17 protein-coding genes are annotated in these 22,758 nt (G+C 36.6%); 7 read left to right on the forward strand and 10 right to left on the reverse strand.

The annotated features are described in order from the left end of the window. Positions 1-26 precede the first annotated feature (26 nt). Complete coding sequence (locus MUB18_RS02580; RefSeq protein ID WP_045755671.1) at positions 27-425, reverse strand: hypothetical protein; 399 nt, start codon at positions 423-425, stop codon at positions 27-29. A 450-nt stretch (positions 426-875) separates the two neighbouring features. Here MUB18_RS02580 and hemA point away from each other — a divergent pair, with 450 nt between their 5' ends. The 7 genes from hemA to MUB18_RS02615 all read left to right on the forward strand — a co-directional run bounded on the left by hemA (position 876) and on the right by MUB18_RS02615 (position 8,666). Beyond that, entirely contained in the window at positions 876-2,117 is a 1,242-nt protein-coding gene (gene hemA / locus MUB18_RS02585; RefSeq protein ID WP_045754933.1) for a glutamyl-tRNA reductase, read from the forward strand. A gap of 131 nt (positions 2,118-2,248) precedes the next feature. Then, entirely contained in the window at positions 2,249-3,841 is a 1,593-nt protein-coding gene (gene hemC, locus MUB18_RS02590) for a hydroxymethylbilane synthase (RefSeq protein ID WP_248754888.1), read from the forward strand. Positions 3,842-3,892: 51 nt separating this feature from the next. After that, entirely contained in the window at positions 3,893-4,864 is a 972-nt protein-coding gene (gene hemB / locus MUB18_RS02595; RefSeq protein WP_248754889.1) for a porphobilinogen synthase, read from the forward strand. Positions 4,865-5,040: 176 nt separating this feature from the next. Next, the gene (gene hemL, locus MUB18_RS02600) at positions 5,041-6,372 is read left to right on the forward strand and encodes a glutamate-1-semialdehyde 2,1-aminomutase (protein WP_248754890.1); all 1,332 of its coding nucleotides are present in this window, start codon (positions 5,041-5,043) and stop codon (positions 6,370-6,372) included. Positions 6,373-6,432: 60 nt separating this feature from the next. Beyond that, complete coding sequence (locus tag MUB18_RS02605) at positions 6,433-7,254, forward strand: hypothetical protein (protein WP_045754937.1); 822 nt, start codon at positions 6,433-6,435, stop codon at positions 7,252-7,254. Between the two features lie 872 nt (positions 7,255-8,126). Continuing rightward, positions 8,127-8,339 (forward strand): hypothetical protein, encoded by a 213-nt coding sequence (locus MUB18_RS02610; protein ID WP_248754891.1) that lies wholly within the window; start codon positions 8,127-8,129, stop codon positions 8,337-8,339. A gap of 12 nt (positions 8,340-8,351) precedes the next feature. Next, positions 8,352-8,666, forward strand: a complete 315-nt coding sequence (locus MUB18_RS02615; RefSeq protein ID WP_248754892.1) for a hypothetical protein — start codon at positions 8,352-8,354, stop codon at positions 8,664-8,666. A gap of 64 nt (positions 8,667-8,730) precedes the next feature. On the opposite strand, the gene MUB18_RS02620 is transcribed toward MUB18_RS02615, so the two are convergent. From MUB18_RS02620 to MUB18_RS02660, 9 genes are read right to left on the reverse strand one after another with little or no spacing between them, the layout of a single operon-like run. Continuing rightward, entirely contained in the window at positions 8,731-10,119 is a 1,389-nt protein-coding gene (locus MUB18_RS02620) for a discoidin domain-containing protein (protein WP_248754893.1), read from the reverse strand. 13 nt (positions 10,120-10,132) lie between these two features. After that, positions 10,133-11,896 carry an alkaline phosphatase family protein gene (locus tag MUB18_RS02625; protein WP_248754894.1) on the reverse strand — a complete coding sequence of 588 codons (1,764 nt, stop codon included), beginning with the start codon at positions 11,894-11,896 and terminating at the stop codon, positions 10,133-10,135. 9 nt (positions 11,897-11,905) lie between these two features. Next, positions 11,906-13,918, reverse strand: coding sequence for a M60 family metallopeptidase (locus MUB18_RS02630; RefSeq protein ID WP_248754895.1), 2,013 nt, complete (start codon positions 13,916-13,918; stop codon positions 11,906-11,908). Positions 13,919-13,936: 18 nt separating this feature from the next. Then, a complete protein-coding gene (locus tag MUB18_RS02635) occupies positions 13,937-15,661 on the reverse strand; it encodes a DUF4983 domain-containing protein (RefSeq protein WP_248754896.1) in 1,725 nt (574 codons plus the stop codon). Between the two features lie 18 nt (positions 15,662-15,679). Then, the gene (locus tag MUB18_RS02640; RefSeq protein WP_248754897.1) at positions 15,680-17,284 is read right to left on the reverse strand and encodes a DUF5008 domain-containing protein; all 1,605 of its coding nucleotides are present in this window, start codon (positions 17,282-17,284) and stop codon (positions 15,680-15,682) included. 12 nt (positions 17,285-17,296) lie between these two features. After that, entirely contained in the window at positions 17,297-18,025 is a 729-nt protein-coding gene (locus MUB18_RS02645) for a fasciclin domain-containing protein (RefSeq protein WP_248754898.1), read from the reverse strand. 39 nt (positions 18,026-18,064) lie between these two features. Beyond that, entirely contained in the window at positions 18,065-19,066 is a 1,002-nt protein-coding gene (locus tag MUB18_RS02650; protein WP_248754899.1) for a RagB/SusD family nutrient uptake outer membrane protein, read from the reverse strand. Next, positions 18,954-19,568: a hypothetical protein gene (locus tag MUB18_RS02655; RefSeq protein ID WP_248754900.1), complete on the reverse strand. Its 615-nt coding sequence runs from the start codon at positions 19,566-19,568 to the stop codon at positions 18,954-18,956. The genes MUB18_RS02650 and MUB18_RS02655 overlap by 113 nt, the downstream gene beginning before the upstream one ends. A gap of 13 nt (positions 19,569-19,581) precedes the next feature. Continuing rightward, positions 19,582-22,749 (reverse strand): SusC/RagA family TonB-linked outer membrane protein, encoded by a 3,168-nt coding sequence (locus tag MUB18_RS02660; RefSeq protein ID WP_248754901.1) that lies wholly within the window; start codon positions 22,747-22,749, stop codon positions 19,582-19,584. Positions 22,750-22,758 lie beyond the last annotated feature (9 nt).

The raw sequence follows: 22,758 nt of genomic DNA on the forward strand, positions 1-22,758 counted from the left end.
CTTGGAAAATTTCCAAGCTTATTTTTTTATTCCTCCATTTGCTTGAGCTTCTTAATACTAAGCAATAAGAGGATAATGCCGACTAAATAAACAATCCATCCCCAACGCATGTGCAAAGATTTGGATAGTAAACGATCTGCAAATCCCCATCCGAAGTAATTATTGATTTTAAAATATACTGCGGATATACTGATCAAGTACCAAATGCCTAAGACACGTGTCATCCAACTGTACGCTACTAACTGCCTTACAAAAAAAAGCAAACCCGTCACTCCTATCAGCATATAGGTAATAAAAAACAAGGCGGCATCGGTCTGATAGAGATTCCAATTTCCTTTAATAGGGACTTTCAGCATGGGTAGCATTCCTGCTAAAAGACACAATATCAAACCTGATAATGCTAGGTTTTTCCTTATGATAATCATAATATACAAATTAATATCAGCAAAAATAATCATCTGCTCGTTCAGTTTTAATATTTATTTGCTAAAAATTAATGTGTTAAAGACATCATCACATTGCCTATCCCTGCTATCATGTCAAGCCTAAGATCAACTTCTCATTTATTCCATTGTATTTTCATCCTACTTAGATAATTTCGACTGAAAAAAGCGAAGATACCTTACACAGACCTCTAATCTGATGCTGCCTATACCGTTTTTATTGTGTGATCTTGCGCATATATGCAGAGGTTAAATATGATATTCATCACATAATTTTTGAGCTATCCTTATAAGTGAATAAAAATCAGATATTTAACATTAATTTAACACTATTTGTAATCGTTCTAAATTCAGCTGTTTGACAGATTTTTGACATATAGCAAAAGCTTTTAAACTACATTTGCAGAGTTAAAATTAATCGAGGGTATTGCTTTGAAGAATCTTAAGGTATTAGCATTCACACACAAACACGTAGAACTTAAAGACTTAGGTAATCTAGTTATTTGTAATGAGGAATTAGAGAGTAGACTAATGAATCTAAAACATAACTTAGATATTCCTGAGGTTTTTTATATTGGTACTTGTAATCGTGTTGAATTTGTGTTTTATGGTGCTCATGACCTGACAAATGAATTCATTGCACAGTTTATGGAAAAACTCAATTTCTGTGTACCCCAAGAGAGATTGCAATGCTATTTAGGTCAAGTTAACAAATATGAGGGCATGGATGCTTTAAACCATCTTCTTCGTATGTCTTGTTCACTAGAAAGCCTAGTCGTTGGTGAAAAAGAAATTCTAGCGCAAGTACGTCGCGCTTATGAACGTTGTAAAGAAGCTGGTTTTACAGGTGATTTTCTTCGTTTATTGATGGATCGCCTCGTGAAAACTGCGAAAGAAGTTTATACGCATACAAAAATTTCAAGAAACCCTATTTCTGTTGTTTCTTTGGCGTACCGCAAATTAAAGGAAATAAAATCTGTTGAAAATCCAAGGATCTTGATTATTGGTTCTGGCGAAACAAATCAAAATTTAGCGAAGTATTTTCAAAAGAAACAGTCCAGCAATTTTGTAATTTTCAATCGCACGGTTGAAAATGCTGAAAAATTAGCTACTGAATTAAATGCGCAAGCTTACCCATTATCAGAACTGATCAACTATAAAGGTGGATTTGATATCTTGATTACTTGTACTGGCGCTACAACAGCCATTATTGACAATACCTTGTATCAATCCTTATTAAATGGAGAAGTCGATAAGAAGATCATTATAGATCTCGCTATTCCAAATGATATCGATGCTGAAGTTTTGGCTAAAAATGCTGTTCATTATATTGAAGTAAGTTCACTGCAAGCTATTGCAAATAAAAATATTGAGGATCGTTATAGTGAATTGTCCAATGCTGAAAAAATCATAGCGGATAATATTCAAGAATTTTTACCGATCATCAAACAAAGACGTGTTGAAGTCGCCATGCGTCAAGTTCCACAAAAAATTAAAGAAATCAAATCTGTTGCATTAAATGAAGTTTTTGCTTCTGAGGTTCAGGCCTTAGATCCAGAGGCACGTGATGTACTTGAAAAGATTATTAATTACATGGAAAAAAAATACATCAAGGTTCCCATGGTCATGGCTAAAGAGATATTAGTCAAGGTCAATGAGAATGGTGTAAATTAACTTCTCTTTACTCTTAAGGCTCTTTTTTCATTACTTTCGGATTTATTCTGACAGTTACGTGTCATCTAATCGATACTATTTATTTATTTTTGCTTATCTTAATTAATAAAATAAGGTAAAGTATATAGATTGTGAATAGAAAACTTATCATTGGTACTCGTGGAAGTGCACTTGCGTTATGGCAAGCAAACTTCATCAAAGATCGTCTCGCTGAAATTGGCATAGAATCTGAATTAAAAATCATCAAAACTCAAGGTGATATCATTCAACATCTTCGTTTAGATAAACTGGAAGGTAAAGGTTTTTTTACTAAAGAATTAGAAGAGGAATTACTTCAGGGAACTATTGATTTAGCTGTTCACTCTCATAAAGATTTACCTACAGTCAATCCTCCAGGATTGATTATTGCAGCCGTTTCTGATCGCGAAAATCCTGCTGAATTATTAATCATTCATAAAGATTGTGTTGACATTAAGAAACGTCTCTCATTAAAACATAATGCTACGGTTGGCACTTCTTCTAACAGACGTAAAGCACAACTTTCTGCTATAAGACCTGACCTTGAATTTGCTGATCTACGTGGAAACTTACAGACGCGGATGCAGAAATTGAGAGATGAGCAATATGATGCTATCATGTTAGCAAAAGCTGGTATTTCTCGTATTGATATGGATATTTCAGATTTTCATATTGAAGAGATACCTCCTGTAGAATTGGTCCCTGCTCCTGCTCAAGGTGTATTGGCTGTTCAAATTCGTGAACTAGATGTGGAATTATTTCAGGCATTGCAACCTATCAATAATGAAGAAGTTCAAAGAACAATTGCGGTTGAACGTAAAGTTTTAAATCTCTTTGATGCAGGTTGTCACGCTCCATTGGGGGCTTATTGTCGTAAGGTTGGTGATACATACGAAGCTTGGACTTCCATCGCTGATACGAGTGATGATTTTCCTGATCGTTTTTACGTGAAAGGAAATGACCCTGCACTATTGCCTGAAATTATATTTTCTAAGTACGCTAAAGACAGAAAGCTTCCAAGTTCGGTTTTCATTAGTCGCGATTTGGATGAAAACTCTTATCTATCTCGTTTCTTTGCTAAACATAATATTCAGGCAGATGCACGTTCTTTAATTAAAATATTCCCCATTATCAATAAATTGGATCCATATATCCTAAAGCATGTAGATTGGATCTTTTTCGGAAGTAAAAATGGTATCGAGCATTTTTTTAGCTTAGAACCTCGCTTAAGTAAAAAGACAAAAATTGCTGTTGTTGGTCGTGGTTCGGAAGAAACATTGCGCAAATTTGATCGTGTAGCTGATTTTTCGGGTGAACAGTTCGGGATTAATATGGAGGAAATCGGTGCTAATTTTGCTGCAGTGGCAAATGGTGGTACCGTTTTAATTCCTCGTGCTAAAGGATCTTTAGAAACAATTCAGAAAGCGCTTAGTCCAGAAACTAAGGTGATCAATATGCCTGTGTATGAAACTGTACTTGAGGACAATGTCAATGCTACAAGCGCTGAGGTCTTAATATTTACAAGTCCGAGCAATGCTGAGGCCTATTTTGTCGACAATTTAATTGAACCTGAACAACAAGTCATTTGTATCGGCCGCTCTACTGCTGCGATATTTGATGAAATGGGACTTTCCTATACACTTCCTTACTCACCCGATGAGATCGGATTGGCGGAGGCTATATTTGGATTAGATTATTCTTCATAATACGATTGGAAGAACTTGATGTTCTTCCAATCTTCTTTAAATACATATATCATGTTACAACGTCCGAGAAGAAATCGTAAATCTGCTGTGATTCGCGATATGATTCAAGAAAACCGTCTAAGTACGGGTAATTTAATCTTTCCACTCTTTATTGTAGAAGGGCAAAATCAAAAAACAGCAATTTCATCTATGCCTGGTATCTATCGCTATTCGATTGATAACTTATTGCGTGAAATTGAAAGTTGCATGAAACTGGGATTAAATTCATTTGATCTGTTTCCTGCTGTTGAGGAGTCTTTGAAAGATAAGTTCGCCACTGAAAGTTATAGAAAGGGTACTTTATATCTTCAAGCCATTGAAGAGGTTAAGAAAAACTTTCCTGAAGCTTGTGTGATTACTGATGTTGCGATGGATCCTTACAGTTCGGACGGTCACGATGGTATCGTCGAAAATGGTGAAATCTTAAATGACGAAACATTAGTTGTTTTAGGAAAAATGGCTTTGGCTCATGCACACGCTGGTGCAGATATTATTGCTCCCTCTGACATGATGGATGGCCGCATTGGCTATATCCGTAATATCTTGGATGAAAATGGATTTACAAATGTGTCCTTGATGTCCTATACGGCAAAATATGCTTCATCATTTTATGGTCCATTTCGTGATGCCTTGGGTTCTGCTCCTAAAAAGGGAGACAAAAAGAGCTATCAAATGAACTATGCTAACAGTAGAGAGGCATTGATCGAAGCTCAACTTGATATCGAAGAAGGTGCGGACTTCTTAATGGTAAAACCTGGTTTGCCTTATCTGGATATCATTAAATCACTGCATGATAACTTTGATCTACCCATTGCCGCTTATAATGTTTCTGGCGAATATGCGATGATCAAAGCCGCTATCGGTAACGGCTGGCTGCAAGAGACGGCTATACTGGAAACGTTAATGAGTTTCCGCCGTGCAGGTGCTACAGCAATTTTAACCTACCATGCCAAAGAAGCAATAGAAAAAGGTTGGATTAAATAAGCAACTTTAGATATAACAAATAAAGCCCAAGTGCAATGCTCTTGGGCTTTATTTGTTATATAAGCATAGCGGATTATAATGACCTATATCGTGTTTATTATTATGCTATTCCTTACACTGAAATGAGAGATTTTAGTAAATAATTGGATACTTTTGTAGTGTAAAAATGAATCAATATGACACAACAAAATAGCGCTCACACGAAAACTGCTGATATTTCTAGAGAAAAGTCTGCTCAACTTTTTGAAAAAGCGAAACAATATTTTCCTGGTGGAGTAAATTCTCCTGTCCGTGCTTTCAAATCTGTATATGGTACTCCTTTATTTATTGAAAGAGGAGATAAAGCTCATATCTGGGATGCGGATGAAAATGAGTTTATCGATTTTTGTTGTTCTTGGGGTCCTCTTATTCTAGGCCACAACAATGATCAAATTCGTGAGGCTGTAACGGCACAGTTGAGCAAAGGCTTAAGTTTTGGAGCGCCTACTGCTTTGGAAAATGAATTGGCAGAATTGATTATTTCCAATAATAGATTTATCGAGAAAATTCGTTTTGTAAGTTCGGGAACGGAAGCTGTCATGTCGGCAATACGTTTGGCCAGAGGTTATACTAAACGTGATAAAATTGTAAAATTTGAAGGTTGCTATCATGGTCACTCGGATTCCCTTTTGGTAAAGGCTGGATCTGGATTGGTTACTTTTGGTGAGACTTCTTCTGCTGGTGTACCTAAAGCATTTGCGGATGAAACTATTGTGATAGCATTAAATGATGAGGAGGCTTTGGCAGCTGTTTTTGAACAATTTAAAGATCAGATTGCTGCTGTTATTATTGAGGGAGTCCCTGCCAATAATGGTCTTTTACTTCAAACAAAAGAATATATTCATTATTTAAGGGATATCACCAAACAAAATGGGGCTTTACTCATCTTTGATGAGGTTATCACGGGTTTTCGTTTGGGTTTTGAGGGCGCCGCAGCTTATTATGAGGTGAAACCTGACATCATCACTTATGGTAAAATTATCGGTGGTGGTATGCCGGTAGGTGCCTATGGTGCCTCTCAGGAACTGATGAGTTGTATATCTCCAGATGGTGCCGTATATCAAGCGGGTACTCTTTCTGGCAATCCTGTTGCTATGGCTGCTGGAATAGCAACATGCAAAATCTTAACACAGCCTGATTTTTATAAAAACCTGAATGCAACAACTGCTTCTTTCGTTTCGGATATTCGTAACTACATCGAGGAGAAAAAATATGAAGTAAAAATCTTTACGATAGCTTCTATTTTTTGGTTTGCTTTTACGGATCAAGATGCCATCCTAAAGGCGAGTGAAATCGACCCTAATTCGATGGATTTTTACAAAAAAATGCACCGAGAATTATTAAACCGTGGTATCTATTTTGGTCCTTCAGGTTATGAGGTTGGCTTTATTTCTCATGCGCATACGGATGCTGATTTAGCTACTGCTAAGGAACATATTTTCGCTGCTTTGGATTTAGTTTTTGGATAATTGTAAACTTTTTCATGATTTAACTGTTTATATTTATTGTAAGATCAATACATAATAATTATGAAAAAAAATATCTTAAAGTCTGCTGTAGCTGTTTTAGCTATCACGGGAACACTAGCTTCATGTCAAAATACCGCAACTAAAACAACTACGGGACAAGATTCTATTGTATCGCATGATACTACTGCTCATACAGAAATTACAGTTACACCTGTCGCGGACTCAAAAGCATTCCCTGGAGCAGATCTAAAAGTTGCATCAATTACTTCTGAAAAAGTGGGAACAGATTCGGCAAAAGTAATGGTAAAATACACGGTTAGTAATTTTAAACTAACGGAGCAAACGGCTCATGATCATCATATGGCTAATTCACATGATGGTCAGCATATTCACTTTATTTTGGACAATAAGCCATATGCTGCTCTATATAAACCTGAACATACGGTGACTGTAGCATTGAATTCTGAGCACTATCTGATGTCATTCTTATCTCGCTCTTATCATGAGTCGATTAAAACAACTGAGGCATCTAAGTTGGTCAAATTTAAGGTTGATAAAGATGGTAAAGTGGTGCAGGACGCTGCAGTTACGGCTCCTTCGCTATTCTACAGCCGTCCAAAAGGTGAATATAAAGGTGAGGATACAAAAGTATTATTGCTAGATTTTTTCTTAGTTAATACGACTTTAGCTGCTGATGGAAACAAGGTACTAGCGGATGTAAATGGAAAACAATTTACATTGGATAAATGGGGTCCTTACGAAATCAAAGGTTTGCCTCTTGGCGATGCGAAAATAAAATTGTCTTTAGTTGATAAAGATGGTAATGCCATCACGGGAGATAATGTTTCAATAGAAAGAGATATCAAATTGTTAGCGCAATAGACTCTATCCAATAAAATTAAAAAGCTTCGAAATATTTCGAAGCTTTTTTTGTTTTTAAGCTGTTTTTTATAATCTAATTTTAAAATAGTTAGTTGAAAAAAATTAAAATTTTAACGGTAATTATTTTTTAAAATATGAGGTTATTTTATCTCGTTTTCTCGATAAATTGACGCCAAATTCAGTATATTTAAGAAACCTTTATAAACTTAAATATCAACTGCAATATGCGTCGTCGTATACTTCTATTTTTTCTATTTTTATTCCTTTTAAAAACAACTACAGCTCAACAGAATCCTGCGATTTATATACACACCGATCGAGATTTTTATTTCCCAGGTGATACTATCTAGTTTAAGGGTTATGTCATTGACAATGGATTTCTCTCGTCAACTACACTCAATTTATATATTAAAATTGCAGAAGCAAATGGTCAAACCTATCAACAATCTGTTGCTTTAGTTTCGAAAGGTATTACTGCTAGTCATTTTGTTGTTCCTGCTACTTACCAAGGGCAAGAATTATTTATAAATGCTTATACGCGAATGATGAACTGTCCTCTTCAAACTTCCTATTTTAAAAGGATCGGAGTTCTTCAAAGTGACAGCCTTAATGCATCTCTAACCACAACCTCCCAATCTTCTTCTGATCAAGATTACCAAATCAGGATCTACCCTGAAGGCGGTGTCCTATTATCCGAAATGGAAAATCAACTTATTATCTAATCTCATGATGGGCATGGTTATCCTGCTGTTGCAAGAGGAAAGCTGACTCAAGAAGATGGAAAATCGCTCACTTCCTTTGAAACGGACAGCGCTGGATATGCCCAGATCTAATTTACTCCTGTTAGTGGAGCTAAATATATAATCTCATGGGTGGATGAAGATCAGCAGGAACGAAAAAATAAGATTCGGGAATCTCAAATGGGAGCTAAAGCGATTATACAGTCTACGGTAGATAAAACAACGATTCAGCTCATGGGTAATTTACCTGATCAACAGGTGGTGTTGTATGCAAAATTAGGGAAACGAACATTATTTGAACAAGAATTTACATTAACAAAAGATAAAAAAATAAGTATTCCTTAAGGTAGACCTGCGGTGCTTATTTATCAGTCTGCTCCCAGTGAAGTGAATAAGGAAATTGGTAAAGCTATAGACGAACAAACTATAATGGGTTACCTACCTGTCAAACAATATACAGTCACTACGTACGAGACAGTGGCTAAGAAGTTTTCATCTGGATATGACGAGCGTAGTACACTATATTGGAATCCCTTTGTTACGATTTCTGCTGGTGAAAGCACGCCTGAATACACCTTTTTCAATAATAGCAAAGCAAATAGTTATTGCCTGACCATACAGGGCATCAGCAATAGCGGAAAGGTTATTTACTATAGAAAGGTATTTAGGTAATGGTATTTTTAAACAAAAAAAGGGATTGAATAAATTCAATCCCTTTTTTTGTTTGTCATTTTAATTAATGTCCCAAAGCTCTAAACTCTCCCAGATGCGTAAATGCATCAGCAGCGTTTTTAGCTTTAGTCATTGTAACACGTACGTATCTTGCTTTAATGACATTCGGAAGTTTATAATCCTGCCATTCAGCTTTAGTAGGGTCAAAAGTTAGGGCAGTACCAATAGTGGTAAAGTTAATACCATCCACAGAAGTTTCCAAATTGTACTCCACAAATCCATTTGTATTCGTCCCTCTTCTTATCATTCCAATCTTTGATAGGATTTCTTCTTTACCAAAATCTATTTTAAACCAATGAGGAAAAGATATAGAAGGTGAGTATTGAGAATGCCAAAAAGTAGTGATATTACCATCAATTAGAGCAGCGGCACCTCCTCCATCACCAGCCTGGTTATCTGAGACTGTAGCACTCCATCCTGATTTAATAATTTCTGAAAGTGGCTTTACCTGAATAATTTGAACTGGAGATGTCGTTCCGTCCGTAGTTAATGTAACGTTTAAAATCGTTATTTTTCCGCCAACATCAAAACTTAGTTTACCAACTGCATCGGTATTCCCCTTTAAGTCTACGATTTTATTGATTCCGTTTAACTGATAGTTCACCTGGATATCGAGAGGATCTCTAGTTGTATTCTTCCAAGTAAGAATTGCGTCATTACCATCCACATAGGCTAATAAGGTGGGTAAAATCAATTTGTAGATCATGAGTCCTGGAGCGATTTGTTTATCACCTTTAATATTTCTATTCCATTTATCATCTTTGAAATTAATAGAAAAGTCTATAGGCTTTGTTTCGTCGGTTAAACCATGTACTATTACAGTATCTTGGACATTTCCTTTGATTTCCTGATTATAATTTTTACCATTAAAGCTATAACTAATAGTACCATGAATCTCCCTAGTTGAAGTAGTTGGAAATATAAAAGTTACACCACCCGGTATAGGTTGAACGTTTACATTGGAAATCTTATAATCTGCTTCAAATGGTCTGGGGGTTAGGCTTACCATCGTAATTTTAGACGCTGTTCCCTCAGAAGTAAAATATTGCAAATTAATAAGGTATTCCTTCATTTGGTCCAACTGTAAAATAGTCGCTTGATCAAACTTAACAACTTCTATTTTCTTCAACTCAACACCCTCATTATAAGTGATTTGCGCTTTAACTACGCGATCACTAAGATCTGGCCAATAAATCTCAATAGATTGATTAAATGCTGAGACAAAAGTCAAATTTGTTGGTCTTGCTGTCGGTCTATTTTCAGAGACTTCAACCTCCGTATTTGCATTTTTTGGAAAAACCAATTCCTCTTCTTTACATCCGTGTATAGCCAACATCATTCCTCCTAAGAGTATGAAGTGACGGATTGTCAATTTATTTTTTATTTTCATCATGACGGATTAAAATTTATGGCTTTAAAAATTCGACCTCATACTTATTCAAAAATACTTGACCTTGAAGATTCCATTCTTTCTGTGTCTGTAATTCCAGCCAATAGAATATTTGAGTAAAATAGTCTTGTGGCTGTATTAGCGTTGCATTTTCATCTACATATGGTAAGTTGTTTCCTGAGAGAATTAGTCTAGATGTCCCTTGAGCAGCGATTGAAGGGTTACCATTTACCTTATTCACAAACTTATCATTAACCAACCCATCCATAGGCCAATAACCTATCAAGTTAGGATTTGACAATTCTGCATCTGGAATACCTATACGGTTCGCATTTTTCTTAATGGTTTCCTCATCCATCGCTTTGTTGTAAATATGCACGTCGCATATTTGCATATCATTCGGGAGTCCTGAGAAAATATAAGGATAATACCCAAAAGTCAATCCTGTGGCAGTGACAACATTCTTAAGATTAATATTCGCATTACTAACCTGCCCAGTTTTTAATCCATTTACATAGAGTACAGCAGTAGGCACATTGTTTACTTTTGATATTACTGCAGTAAGGTGTGCCCATTCACCTGAAGAAGAGACTGGTCCCATACTTGTTTCCATAGATGCAGCACCATCTGCCATAAAGAAGGTTACGTTATTACCTGCTTTATAAAAAGTCCAACCAGAAGTTTGACCCGTTCGGGCTGCATTCTTTCCTAAAAATGGTGTGTTTAAAGCATAATTAAATACTCCATTTGTTGCATTCATCTTGATTTTGGCATCTACAGTCAATTCACCTGTCTTACCAACATCATACATAGATTCATCTGCTAATACTGGATTATTTCTTCCTCTAAAAGCATTTGGACCATAATATGCATAACTTGTTTGACCAGCATCATAAAATCCGAAAAAACGTATTGATTTCATCAATTCTGTTTTTAATTCTAATTGCTTAAAGCTATCATTTTGAAAAATGGCAAATGTATTTCTTTCTTGAAAAGAACTACCTCCATATGATTGATCTATTCCACCATGATTACTGGTTAATATTAACAACCATTCTTCACTTTTATAGTGTTTACGAGCCTTTAAAGCTGTGACAATCTCACCAATATAGCCATCTACTTTTTTAATTGCATCTGTATAAGCTGAAGAGTTAGCAGAGAATTCAGAGGCTAAACCGGCCTCTAATACACCTTTAAATTGAACAATTGCTACATCTGGATTTTTCTTTTCCAATAGATCGATCATTTTCGATTTCACCTCTTCATCTGATTTGTTTTCGTAAGTCTCATCTGCACTTACTAACAATTTATTTGTTAATGATGCATCTCTAGCCACAACATAACTTTTTGTCGTAGGTGAAATAGTTCCTATTCGATATAGCATGGACGGATAACCGGCAACATTTTCATGAGGATGGTTCTCATCTGGTTTTGGAATATAGGAATCATCCTCAATTTGATGCATATCATAAGTGACACCACTCATCATCGACATCCACGATGCTGCATCTTTCGTATTGTCATTAGCTATTGCATCAAATGTATATTTACTTGTTTTCAATAATGCCGCAATATTGGTTGGCATTATTTTCTTAATCTCCTGACCTACTGCTCCATCGACAGAAATAAACAAAACCTTTCGTTTTATCTGCTGCACCCCTTCTTGATCATATTCTTCATAAATAGCAGGAGGATTTTCATATTTTGTACAACTGCTCCATAACATTAAGATTCCTAATGCACAGATCACGGTTTTTATTCGGTTAAAATTTCTTTTCATAACGATTGATTAAATATCATAAAATACTCCAAGTTCAGCTAAAGCGACATGATTCTCTCCCCCAAGATTTTTATCCGGAAAAACAAACTTGACATATTGCGCTTCTACGACTTCACTAAAAGTAAATTCTCGTAAAACATTTCTTTGAGCTGCGGTTTCAGACGCTTGTGCCAGAGTGTAGGTACCCATTTCAGTCCAGTTTTTATTGTCGCGACTAACCAGCACTTTCACTTTTGGTTGGTATGTATTTCCTTGTCTATTTTGAATATAGACGCCTTTGAAAGCATTTACTTCTTTCATGTTGATGAGGACTTCAACTGGTAAATTGGTTGGGACACTACATCCGGAGTAACAGGTATGCCAATACGTAGCAGGATTACCGTCTGTCATGGCCGAGAATTTACCTGTACTTTCTCCTGTAGCTGTAGCGACATTAGATGTAAATTCGAAGGTGCCTCCAGGTAAATAATATTTAGGAGCTAATGGCGCATTGCCTCCAGAAAATGTTAAAGGATTATATTCCCAAATGGCTGTTGTCATGGGGGCATATTTATTGCGCATTTCTCTTTTTGCAGATGCACTCACTGGAATACCCCATGAAATAAAGAAGCGAATATAATCGACTGCTGAAAATTCACATAATTGACGATAGAAATAATCTCTTTTAGCCTGTTCTAATGCAGTTGTAAAGTTTTCGTTTCTCGCTTTACTGTAAATGAATGGGAAAAAATCCCATCCTGATTCTCCATTTTTACCTTTTACTTTATCAAATATTTGTAAGAAAGGTGTAATACGAGCGAAAGCTGCATTATCCTCATTGATACCAAAACCTGCAGGAAAACTAGAGAAGTTTTTTCCTCCAGTAGATTTTGCATAGGCTAATGCATTTGGAATGGCTGTTTTCAATGCTGGGTGAAAATCAATGCGGTTGGTCTCTCCACGATTGCGTGCAGCATTAAAAATAAAAATGTTATTTGTCGTTTCTCCTAAATCTGTCCAGCTCCAAGAATTTCCAGCTTGATAATTATGTCCAACTTCATGATAACTTCCCCAAGATGTCCCTTTTTTTATGGTTACTGGATTAGTCAATTCATCTAACCAATATTCATCTTCCTGCATAATCCATGGATTACCACTATGTGCATAACCTGCTGATGGATGAATATCCATCACTCCGCGTTCCCATAGTGTTGGATAACGGTTTTTCTTATCACTTCCTGTTGGTGAAAGCCCCATCCAATTGTAATAATCTTGTTCATAAGATTTGTCCCATAAACGTAATGCTTCATCAATATGATCTGCTCGACCTGATTGTATAAATTTAAGAATCAATGAACGAGGTACGGAGAAAGCTGTACGTTCGCCAATTAGATCCATCCAAGGGACATCGTTGGCAAGAACATCTTTTTTCCACTGATTCACATTGTCTCTATCCAGCACAAAATCATTGGCTTTGACTACACCTGCAAATTTTAGATTTACGGGTGTCGAACTTGTATTCTGATTGATAATCCAAATGGTTCCTCCATAGAGATTCATCACATAATTATTGCCTGGAAAAAGTTCTCTTCTTGTGTATATAATATTGTCACGACGAGGTGCATCTTTACCTGTAATATTGTCGGTATGAACACCTACTTGTACCGTCATCCCGATCACTCCTTGCGGAACAGTAATACGAACTACTTCTCCAGCAGGAGCATATAAACCTGTACTGTAGATGGGAGGTGGTGTATAACTTACTTTATATTGAAATGGACTGACATATTCACGATCCATCAACATGGATAGCGTTGTATCTTTTATTCGGTTTACATTATCTCCTACTAGCCCTGGGTAAATTCTAGCACGATGATAGAGACTTTTATCTGCTTTTCCCATGGTTGTATCGGTCAGAATGGGACTCTCTGTGGAGTCTCCTTTCTGATAACCATCTTCAAAATCAAAGCCGTATTTGCCACAGGAAGAAGCCAGTGCCATGATCGCACAAAAAGCTCCAAGTGTTATATATCGAATTTTCATATTGGTTTTATTCTAGGATTAGTTTCTGATTTGTGTATAGTTAGGACTCCAACTTTTTCCATCCAGGTTCCAAGAGCTTTGAACGGTAACTCCTAACCATTGGTATATCATAAATGGTACATCGACTGCGTTGGGTACTTGACGAAAGAATGAATCACTAATTGGTGGTTGGAAAAATGGCACTAGCTCATTAAAACTCACCCAAGATGTAGATCCTTTAAGAACAAAATTACCAGCCCCTTTACCTGTTTTTTCAGTTAATAGAGTTGTATTTACATCATCATATCCAGGCCAATATCCTTGCAAATTATTCCAGAAAGGATATTTCTCATCGATATGTGTGACACCCCCATACTGTTTTATCTCATCAAAAGTAAATGCTCTGTTGTAGATCTGAAGATTACAAATGGAAATATCAGGATTACCCGAATCACCTGCTAGGTAACCTATAGTAAAAGGAGCATTATTATCCAGATTATTTGAATTAGCTGATACTTGAGAATTCGTTACTGAAGCCTTTGTGCCGTCTGTAAACACATATACTGAATCTTGACTACCACTACGTTTAATGACTGTAGTCAATGCATGCCACTCGCCATCATTAATATTAGGACCAAATGCCTGTCCTGCAATCGAACTGTTAATACCCCAGTATCCTGCTTCTAAAAACATGTTCCAACCAGCTCCACTAAAACCCGCAGCTCTTTTGGATAAGAAAGAAGGATAATAATACGTTGCATTCGCATTATTAAACTTTAAAAACAACGTAATGGTCCAATCTGAACCCGTCCCCATATTAAACTTCGTCACATCACTAAGTTTACTCGTAGCTTGATTATTAGCTGCATAATTAAATCTTGTGGCATTTCCTGCAAATGGTATATCTTTAGCGCTTGGTCTCGGTAAGATCTTACGAGAGAACTTAGGTGAATACATTAATGTATATGTATCTCTTTTGGCATCTCCAAAGGCTGTGAAATCTGTAACCGGATCCGTGGATGTAGCGCCCTTTCCAGAGGTGACTACTACTAACCAGTTTTCATGACTATAGGACTGACGTGCTTTTATACTTTCAACCAATTCTTTTACTTGCTTGTCCACCTCTGTTACTGCATCTACATACTGAGGAACTGTTTTTCCAAAACCATATTGACGGCCAACTTGCTCTACTTGTGCTAAATGAACAACATTAAAATCAGCAGAGTCTGTACTTAGATTTTTTACTGCACTAGCAATAACGGTTTTATCATCTGCTCCTTTTGCAACAACTGCATCTTTACCCAAATAATTTGCATAGTTATCAGATGTTGTAAAAAAAGTAGATTTTCTTCCTGTCCCTATATTTTTTAGCTGACTAAAAATTGTTGGGTATTCTGCGGTATTCAAAACAGATAGATCATCAGTATTTACTTTATTTTTGACACTATTGACACCTGTTAATAGTGTTGCTGCCACTGAAGTATTGGTGACTTCAAAATCTGTTGTGGGATCTGCTAAGCTACCATAAGTCACTAATCCATTTCTTGTATATGTGGTTAAATTAGCTGGTTCAATATCTTGCACTGCAGGTCCTGATAATCCATCGACGATCACTAACAATACTTTATCACGTATTTCAGGACTATCTTTAGCTTCATTGAAATTTTGCAACAAATTTGGAAAATCCTTATTGCAGGCACCAAATAGTACGAGTGTCACTATCCCAACAGCAATTTTATTATATAAATTAAAAGACTTTTTCATATTTAGTTTCATAAAGGATTATTCTTTAACTTCCAATCGGAAAAAATTTCCGACGGTTTTCGCACCATATTGAAATATACTGCCCCCAATCAATAATGCGGGTTCGCCTGTTGATGATCTTGTTTCTACGATCTTTGATATTGAACCTGAAAATGGTGCTTGTGCATTGAACTTCTGTAATAATGATCCATCTTTTTCCAGAATCAACATGTTTGTTCTGCCAATATTATTATAGCTGGTAAAAGAACCATCAACAACCACACGACCATTGTTTAAAACCTGTGCGTAACTTGCAATACCGGTTCCGACCTCTCCCAATACAAATTGTTTATCTACAGAACCATCTGTATTTAGCAATGCCACTCCTTTTATATTGGCATTACCGCCCAATCCATTAAATATTCCAGCAAGAGCAATCTTTTTCTGCGCCGCATTGTAGGTAACACTTATCAATCGTGTAATGGTTCCAGATAAATTAAAGGAAGGATCGACAGATCCATCTGCATTTAAACACACAATTCCTGGTGCTGGCTTACCATTGTAAGAGCTAAATGTTCCGATGACGACGATTCTTTCTTGATCAATCATAGTCGCATCCATGATCATCCCATTGGCTCCTGCATTTTTGATCATATAGGTTGAATCTAAAGATCCATCTGCACGTAAACGAATAACATGTTTAGCATCTGTAACAATAGTACGTCTGTTTTCACGTGATGAATAATCATAATCGATCTTAAAATATCGATCAAAATTGCCAACCACCATCACCTTATCATCTTTTACGGAAAATACACGTAATACAGATCCACCGAACAATCCGGCATTAAAACTCGAAACGGTATCTAAAGAATTTTTAGGATTGTTTGTCGTATTGATGACATCAACAACTGTAGAATCTAATTGACCATTGCTATATAGTTTTGCAATACCGTAAACTTGTTTATTATTGAACGTTGAAAAATTACCGCCAATAATGAAACTACCAGAGCTCAACTTCGCAATTGAATTAACCCCTCCTGAAGAACCAATTCCTCTACCAAAGCTCATCGAAGTTGATGTTTTTCCAGATGCATCAATAAAATGGATTCCTCTTCTATAAACACGATTATTACCGGTTTCTACGGCCTGGTTTTCAAAATTGTTAAAGAATCCTGTTACAATAAACCCACCTGCATTGGGTAAAATATCTGAAACAGATCCTCTAAATCCATTGATCATTTCATAATTTGCATCGAGACTTGCGTTGCCGTCAATCTCCAATCGAGGTCCATAAAAAACTTGTCCATCAACGACAATTTTGGCATCCCCGGAAGATATTTCCATCGGCACCTTTATCGTAACCAATGAATCTTGTGCGGTCACGACTTCTACTTTTGTATTATTGACAAAAAAATCAATTTTACCAATAAAGGGTTTTAATCCTTTTACATAAAAATCGACTAATTCTCCCGGTTTGGCGAAACTAGGGTTTGGATAATTTTTGATAAATCCGATGCCTAAAGATCCCTTGCCTCCGGCATACGGATCTTCCCCTGTTACAATGTCTTTATTACATGCTGTAAAAGCAATGGAAGCCAATGCGAACAACAGATAAAAAGATTTATATAATTTAATTTTCATAATTATTCAGCTTTATGGTTGTTTTGGTAAAATGCCTAAAGTGAATGCTTCATTGGCAAAAAGATAGGTTTGAAATCCAAAAGCATGTTTTGAAAACTGCAATACATGCAATACTCCATTTGTCGGCTGTATATCTGAAGTTGCGACAGGAGCGGTTAAAAACGGAATAAAATAATCCTTAATATCTTCTGGAATGACCACCGAATAAGGAAAGTTTAAGTACAGCTGTCTGTATCCTGCATACTTAATAATTTGAGTTCCTGTATTGGAGGTTGTTTTAATATCATTGTATAATACGCCAATGTTCATATCGGTATTTTCAAAGTTTTTGTATACCCCACCTGGAAATGTAGCCAAATTCAACGTGTCCATTTGATTAAAATCTTTAGCAAGGTATTTTCCTTTAATAATATACCGCGACAAAAACTTACGCCAAACTTCGGGACGGACCTGATCTAGGCTTGTTATTGTATCTTGTCCCATCCGAAACAAACTCTCATTAAGTGTCCATACCGATTTTAAAATAGATACATCAGGTGGTGCAAAAAAAGTAACTTCCTCATTTTTGATTACCTCATCTAACTTCGCTATTTTGAGTGCGACCATAAGTGTATCAAAAAGTTCGGGTCTTGATTCTAAATATTGCCAGATAGTACCATTAAACTTAGGGTTGTGTATTCCGGTATCAATATAATCTTCCTTTTTACAAGAAAACAAAATCACACTGGTTATCAGCATCATAAAGCTGATTTTCATCAAATTCTTCATATCGCTACTTGCTTAATTCCAATAATTATTTAAACGCATATAAGGATTATTGTTCAAAGCCGATTTATCTATTGGCCATGTCCAACCTCCCGAATTAAAAGCTCCTACAGACATTGGTGCGGAGGTGTACTTAGAATTGATCACTTTCTTGGTTCTTACTAGGTCATAGAAAAAATTACCTTCTCCAAATAATTCTCGTGCTCTTTCCCACCATATCGCATCTTTCAGATCATCTCCACTTTCTGTTATAATGGCTGCCTCTGCACGGTTACGAATAACATTGACTACATCTCTCGCCTCGCCATCTCTATTTAATTCTGCTAATGCTTCTGCACGAAGTAAAATTGGATCTGAATAACGGAAGATCATCTGGTTATCATCGGGATTATTATCTTCTCCCTCTTCCATAAACACATTTAGGAATTTTAAACATTGAAACTTACCATCGGTAGCATAAATATGGTCATCAAACCAATAAGTTTTACGTAAATCTCCTCCGATTGATGGATAAAGTTGTTCCATAAATTTAGGATCATAATAGATATAGGAGTTTGTCGTTACCTTATTTGGAGCGCGAAGCACATAATCGGAGAATGATGCTGCTAAAGAAAAGCTTTCTCCGTAATTGAAGTTTTGTACGATCTCAAACAAACCTTCCTTGGTCCGACCTTTAAAGATTTCTTTAGTTTTTGCTAAACTGAGTAATTGATAAGCTCCATCATTTTGCTCCATCAATTCTTTACCCATCAGTTCAACTTTTTCATAATATGGTGCTTTGTCTTCATTCGCAAATCCCGCAATCCACATATTGATGTGCATATTTAGAGCCAGTGCACTGCCACGCATTGCTTTTACCGCAACCACTGATGGATCATCATAGGTCCAGGGTAAATTTTTATAATTAGCATCTAAATCTGCGGATAGATTTTTCAATACCGTAATCATATTGGTTCTCGGTAATGGATCCGTATTCACATCGGTATAATAAGGCACATCTCCAAACAGGCGTACCATAAAAAAAATAGGCTAAAGAACGAAGAAAAACAGCTTCAGCTTTATAAGCTTTCTTTTTTTCTTCGGATAAAAATGGCATATCCTTGTTATCCAATTGGTAACATATGATATTGGCATTTTGAACCATCTTATAGAAGTCGTTCCATTTGGAGATTCTTGGAAATCCAAAGTAACTGAAGTCTCCCTCACGAGCAAAAATACTATTGAGGTTATTCTGCCTTAAATAAACCAAATAATCTCTACCTGAATTATTTGTGGCACTTGTTCTATTGATCGGTGCGCAACGTAGGTCTCCACTTGCAGGGAAAAAAATATTGGACATGGTGGCTTCTCTGAATGTCGAATAGATCCCTCCCATATATTGTTCCACATCATTTTCAGAAGTCCAATAATTATTACCGGTCAACTTATCAATTTGTGTAATATTCAAAAAATCTTTACCACATGAGCCCAGTACTAAACTAGCTCCTAATAAAATTGTATAAATAAACTTTCTTTTCATGATCATTTTCATTTTAGAACTGTACGTTAATACCCAATGAATAAGTTCTTTTACTTGGATAACCGTTTGACCCATCTCGACCCACACCTGTTACAATCTCTGGATCTGGTCCTGAATAATGACTGAATGTGTAAATATTGTTTGCCGTAAAATTGAGACGAGCGGAACTAATACCAAATCGTTGTATCCACTTGCGATCAAAATTGTATCCTAACGTTGCTGAGTTAAACTTAATGTAAGATCCATCTTCTAAAAACATCGTTGAGTTATAACGGTATGGATTATATAAGGATAAGCGAGTAAAGTCTGATACATTAGGATAATCAGCATTGTCTCCCAATTCACGCCAAACGTTATAGGCATCTAATGGCACATAAGCTCCTGGCTGATCGTTTGGATTAGCATAGATTCCTGTTGGATTTGAATAATTACGGAATCGATCTGCTAGGGCTGTATTCAGGATATCGCGATCTAAGGTGTAAGAAAACTGGGTACGTAATGACCAACCTTTGTGACGAACAAATAGGCTTAAACCTCCTGTCATCTTAGGCTGTGAATTACCAACATACACTAAATCGTTATCATCTAAGATATAATCTCCATTTAGATCCGTAAAGATTGGATCTCCTGCACGGAAAAATTTCCCATCGGCAAACTCTCCGCCTGCACGATAGCGCAATCCGGTGAGCGGATTGACAGGTACCTCATCATCCGATTTGTAAACTCCTTTGTAATCGTACAATACGAAAGTTTGTGAATTTCTTCCTAATCTATAATAAGTCGGAAGATTATATCCTGAGCCATCTGCCTCTAACAACTGACGAGCTCCATCTGGTAATGATGCCATATAATCTTTGTTCATCGCAAAAGTGGCAGTACCCGATAATTCCCATTCTCTGTTTTGTAGACGTGGTCTAAAATTAATCGTTAATTCATGTCCCATATTGACCATTGCAGACTCATTAGTCAATACATTCCCAAAGGCATTGTGATTGGCAATCGGTTTCTTACGTAAAATTTTGTCTGACTGCTTATAATAGGTTTCATATACCACATACAAAGCGCTGTTAAAAAATCCGAGCTCAGTACCGATAGACCATTGTGTCGTTGTTTGAGGTACAAGTTCCGTATTAGGGGCATTTGTCAAATCTAAAGAAGTAGTTGGTCTATTGTTATAGCGACCGTCATCAATTTTATACCATCCATACAGATCTGACAAAGTACCTGTTGGAGAGATCGTACGACCTACGGAACCACGGAAAAAACCAGTATCCCACCAATCAAATTTGTCCATGAATTTTTCCTTTTTGAAGTTCCAACGGAATCCTAAGGAAGGATTAGACGACCAAGGAGATTTACCACCTGTTACCGAAGTACCATCTAAGCGGTACGTTAAATCGATGATGTATTTAGAATCATAGTTGTAAGATGCATTACCGGCATATGCAACAGAACGGTAATTTGATAAATTGTTTAACAAACCACCTAAGGTTCTGCGGGTATCATAACTAATACCTGTTTGGAATTGATCATTTGCTGTACCACGGATTATATTGAGATCGGCTGAGGATTGAGAGATCTCCATCTCCGTGAAACCATAAAGATTGATCACATGCTTTTCCTTAATGGCTTTGACCCAAGAAAGCAAGTTTCGGTTATATACTTTGCTTTTATTATCGTAATAGCCATACACTTCGGAACTATTGCCCAATAACAACTCTGGAGTGTAACGATCTTTGGTAGAAGTTGTATAGTTATAATTGAATGTTGAGCTTGCTCTCAACCCCCTTATTGGTTCATATTGCAACTCTACTTGTGCAACGTAATTTCCAGTTTTATTTTGATCATCAACACTCAACGCTGATAATGCTCCCATACTTCCCGAGAACAGGGACGGGGCTGGATAAAGTGAGGTTGTATTTACGGATTTACCTACTCCTGTCTGCATCATCGCATTACCACTACCCATTTGATTTTCTGCAACATTGGCATTTACATTGGCCATCATCCGGAAACGATCATTGGGTTCGTACTGCATATTGGATTGAACAGTGTATCGCTTAAAACCCGTATTGGCAATAATACCATTCTCATCATAGTAGTTCATATTCACTTTATAGTTGAACACACGCTCACCTCCTGAAATATTAACATTGTGAGTTTGATTATAGGTATTTCTATAGAAATACGACTGCCAATCCGTGGAATTGTTATAATACGGATTTAGACTATCTGCCAGCATCGGCGAATCGTTGATTCGTTGAAATGCTCTTGCCAATGTGGTATCATTTCGCAAAATTTGCTCAACTCGCAGCATTCGTTCGTCACGTCCACCAATTACTTTTCTTAATGTAGGAACTGAACTTAAAAAGAATTGACCTTGATACTGTACGATCGGAACTTTTGAGTTTCCTCGCTTTGTTCTTACTAAGATAACACCATATGCTCCTCGAGAACCGTATAATGCTGTTGCTTGTGCATCTTTTAATACTGTAATATCTTCTACGTCCTCTGGTGGGATCATCGAAATTGGCGATACACCAGGTCCTGCAGACTCAAATCCATATTCGTAACCTGAGTTGTCGTCAATAGGGACTCCATCAATAACAAATAAAGGTGATGTGGGTGTTAAAAAAGCATTATCTCCACTTCCCGATACGTTGAAGTTGGAAATACCACGGACAGCTATTGTTCCGCGCATACCCGGGCTACCCGTATTATTCTGGATATTCATACCGGCTACTTTTCCTTGTAAGAGATCAACAAAGTTTCCTGCAGGTATATCTTGGATCTCTTTACCACTAATCGTCACGACCGATCCTGTTAAAGTCTCTCGTTTACGTTGTTGATAACCAACGACTACGACTTCATCAATTTCTTGATTCTTACTGTCCATCTCGATGTTATACTCATTCTTTGCGGCTGTTACTTTTGTTTTAACCGTTCCATAACCTTGGTAAGTAAAAATCATTACACCATCTACAGGTACAGAAATGACAAATCGACCATCACTTCCTGATTTTCCGAGATCTCGTTTTGGTGATTCTAATCGGATGGAAACTCCACTTATGGGTTTATTATCGGTACCCTTAACCGTCCCTTTCACCATTTTAGTTTGCGCCAGAAGCGTATTGCCTAACATGCAGGTAAAAAGAATTATCGTTATACAAAACTGTTTCATAATTGTTAG

Source organism: Sphingobacterium sp. PCS056 (genome assembly GCF_023273895.1).
GTDB lineage: Bacteria > Bacteroidota > Bacteroidia > Sphingobacteriales > Sphingobacteriaceae > Sphingobacterium.

Excerpts from the sequence above, each read along its gene's own strand:
- MUB18_RS02580 (WP_045755671.1), bottom strand. The coding sequence starts at position 425 with ATGATTATCATAAGGAAAAACCTAGCATTATCAGGTTTGATATTGTGT.
- hemB (WP_248754889.1), top strand. The coding sequence starts at position 3,893 with ATGTTACAACGTCCGAGAAGAAATCGTAAATCTGCTGTGATTCGCGAT.
- hemL (WP_248754890.1), top strand. The coding sequence starts at position 5,041 with ATGACACAACAAAATAGCGCTCACACGAAAACTGCTGATATTTCTAGA.
- MUB18_RS02605 (WP_045754937.1), top strand. The coding sequence starts at position 6,433 with ATGAAAAAAAATATCTTAAAGTCTGCTGTAGCTGTTTTAGCTATCACG.
- MUB18_RS02620 (WP_248754893.1), bottom strand. The coding sequence starts at position 10,119 with ATGATGAAAATAAAAAATAAATTGACAATCCGTCACTTCATACTCTTA.
- MUB18_RS02625 (WP_248754894.1), bottom strand. The coding sequence starts at position 11,896 with ATGAAAAGAAATTTTAACCGAATAAAAACCGTGATCTGTGCATTAGGA.
- MUB18_RS02630 (WP_248754895.1), bottom strand. The coding sequence starts at position 13,918 with ATGAAAATTCGATATATAACACTTGGAGCTTTTTGTGCGATCATGGCA.
- MUB18_RS02635 (WP_248754896.1), bottom strand. The coding sequence starts at position 15,661 with ATGAAAAAGTCTTTTAATTTATATAATAAAATTGCTGTTGGGATAGTG.
- MUB18_RS02640 (WP_248754897.1), bottom strand. The coding sequence starts at position 17,284 with ATGAAAATTAAATTATATAAATCTTTTTATCTGTTGTTCGCATTGGCT.
- MUB18_RS02645 (WP_248754898.1), bottom strand. The coding sequence starts at position 18,025 with ATGATGCTGATAACCAGTGTGATTTTGTTTTCTTGTAAAAAGGAAGAT.
- MUB18_RS02650 (WP_248754899.1), bottom strand. The coding sequence starts at position 19,066 with ATGGTACGCCTGTTTGGAGATGTGCCTTATTATACCGATGTGAATACG.
- MUB18_RS02655 (WP_248754900.1), bottom strand. The coding sequence starts at position 19,568 with ATGAAAAGAAAGTTTATTTATACAATTTTATTAGGAGCTAGTTTAGTA.
- MUB18_RS02660 (WP_248754901.1), bottom strand. The coding sequence starts at position 22,749 with ATGAAACAGTTTTGTATAACGATAATTCTTTTTACCTGCATGTTAGGC.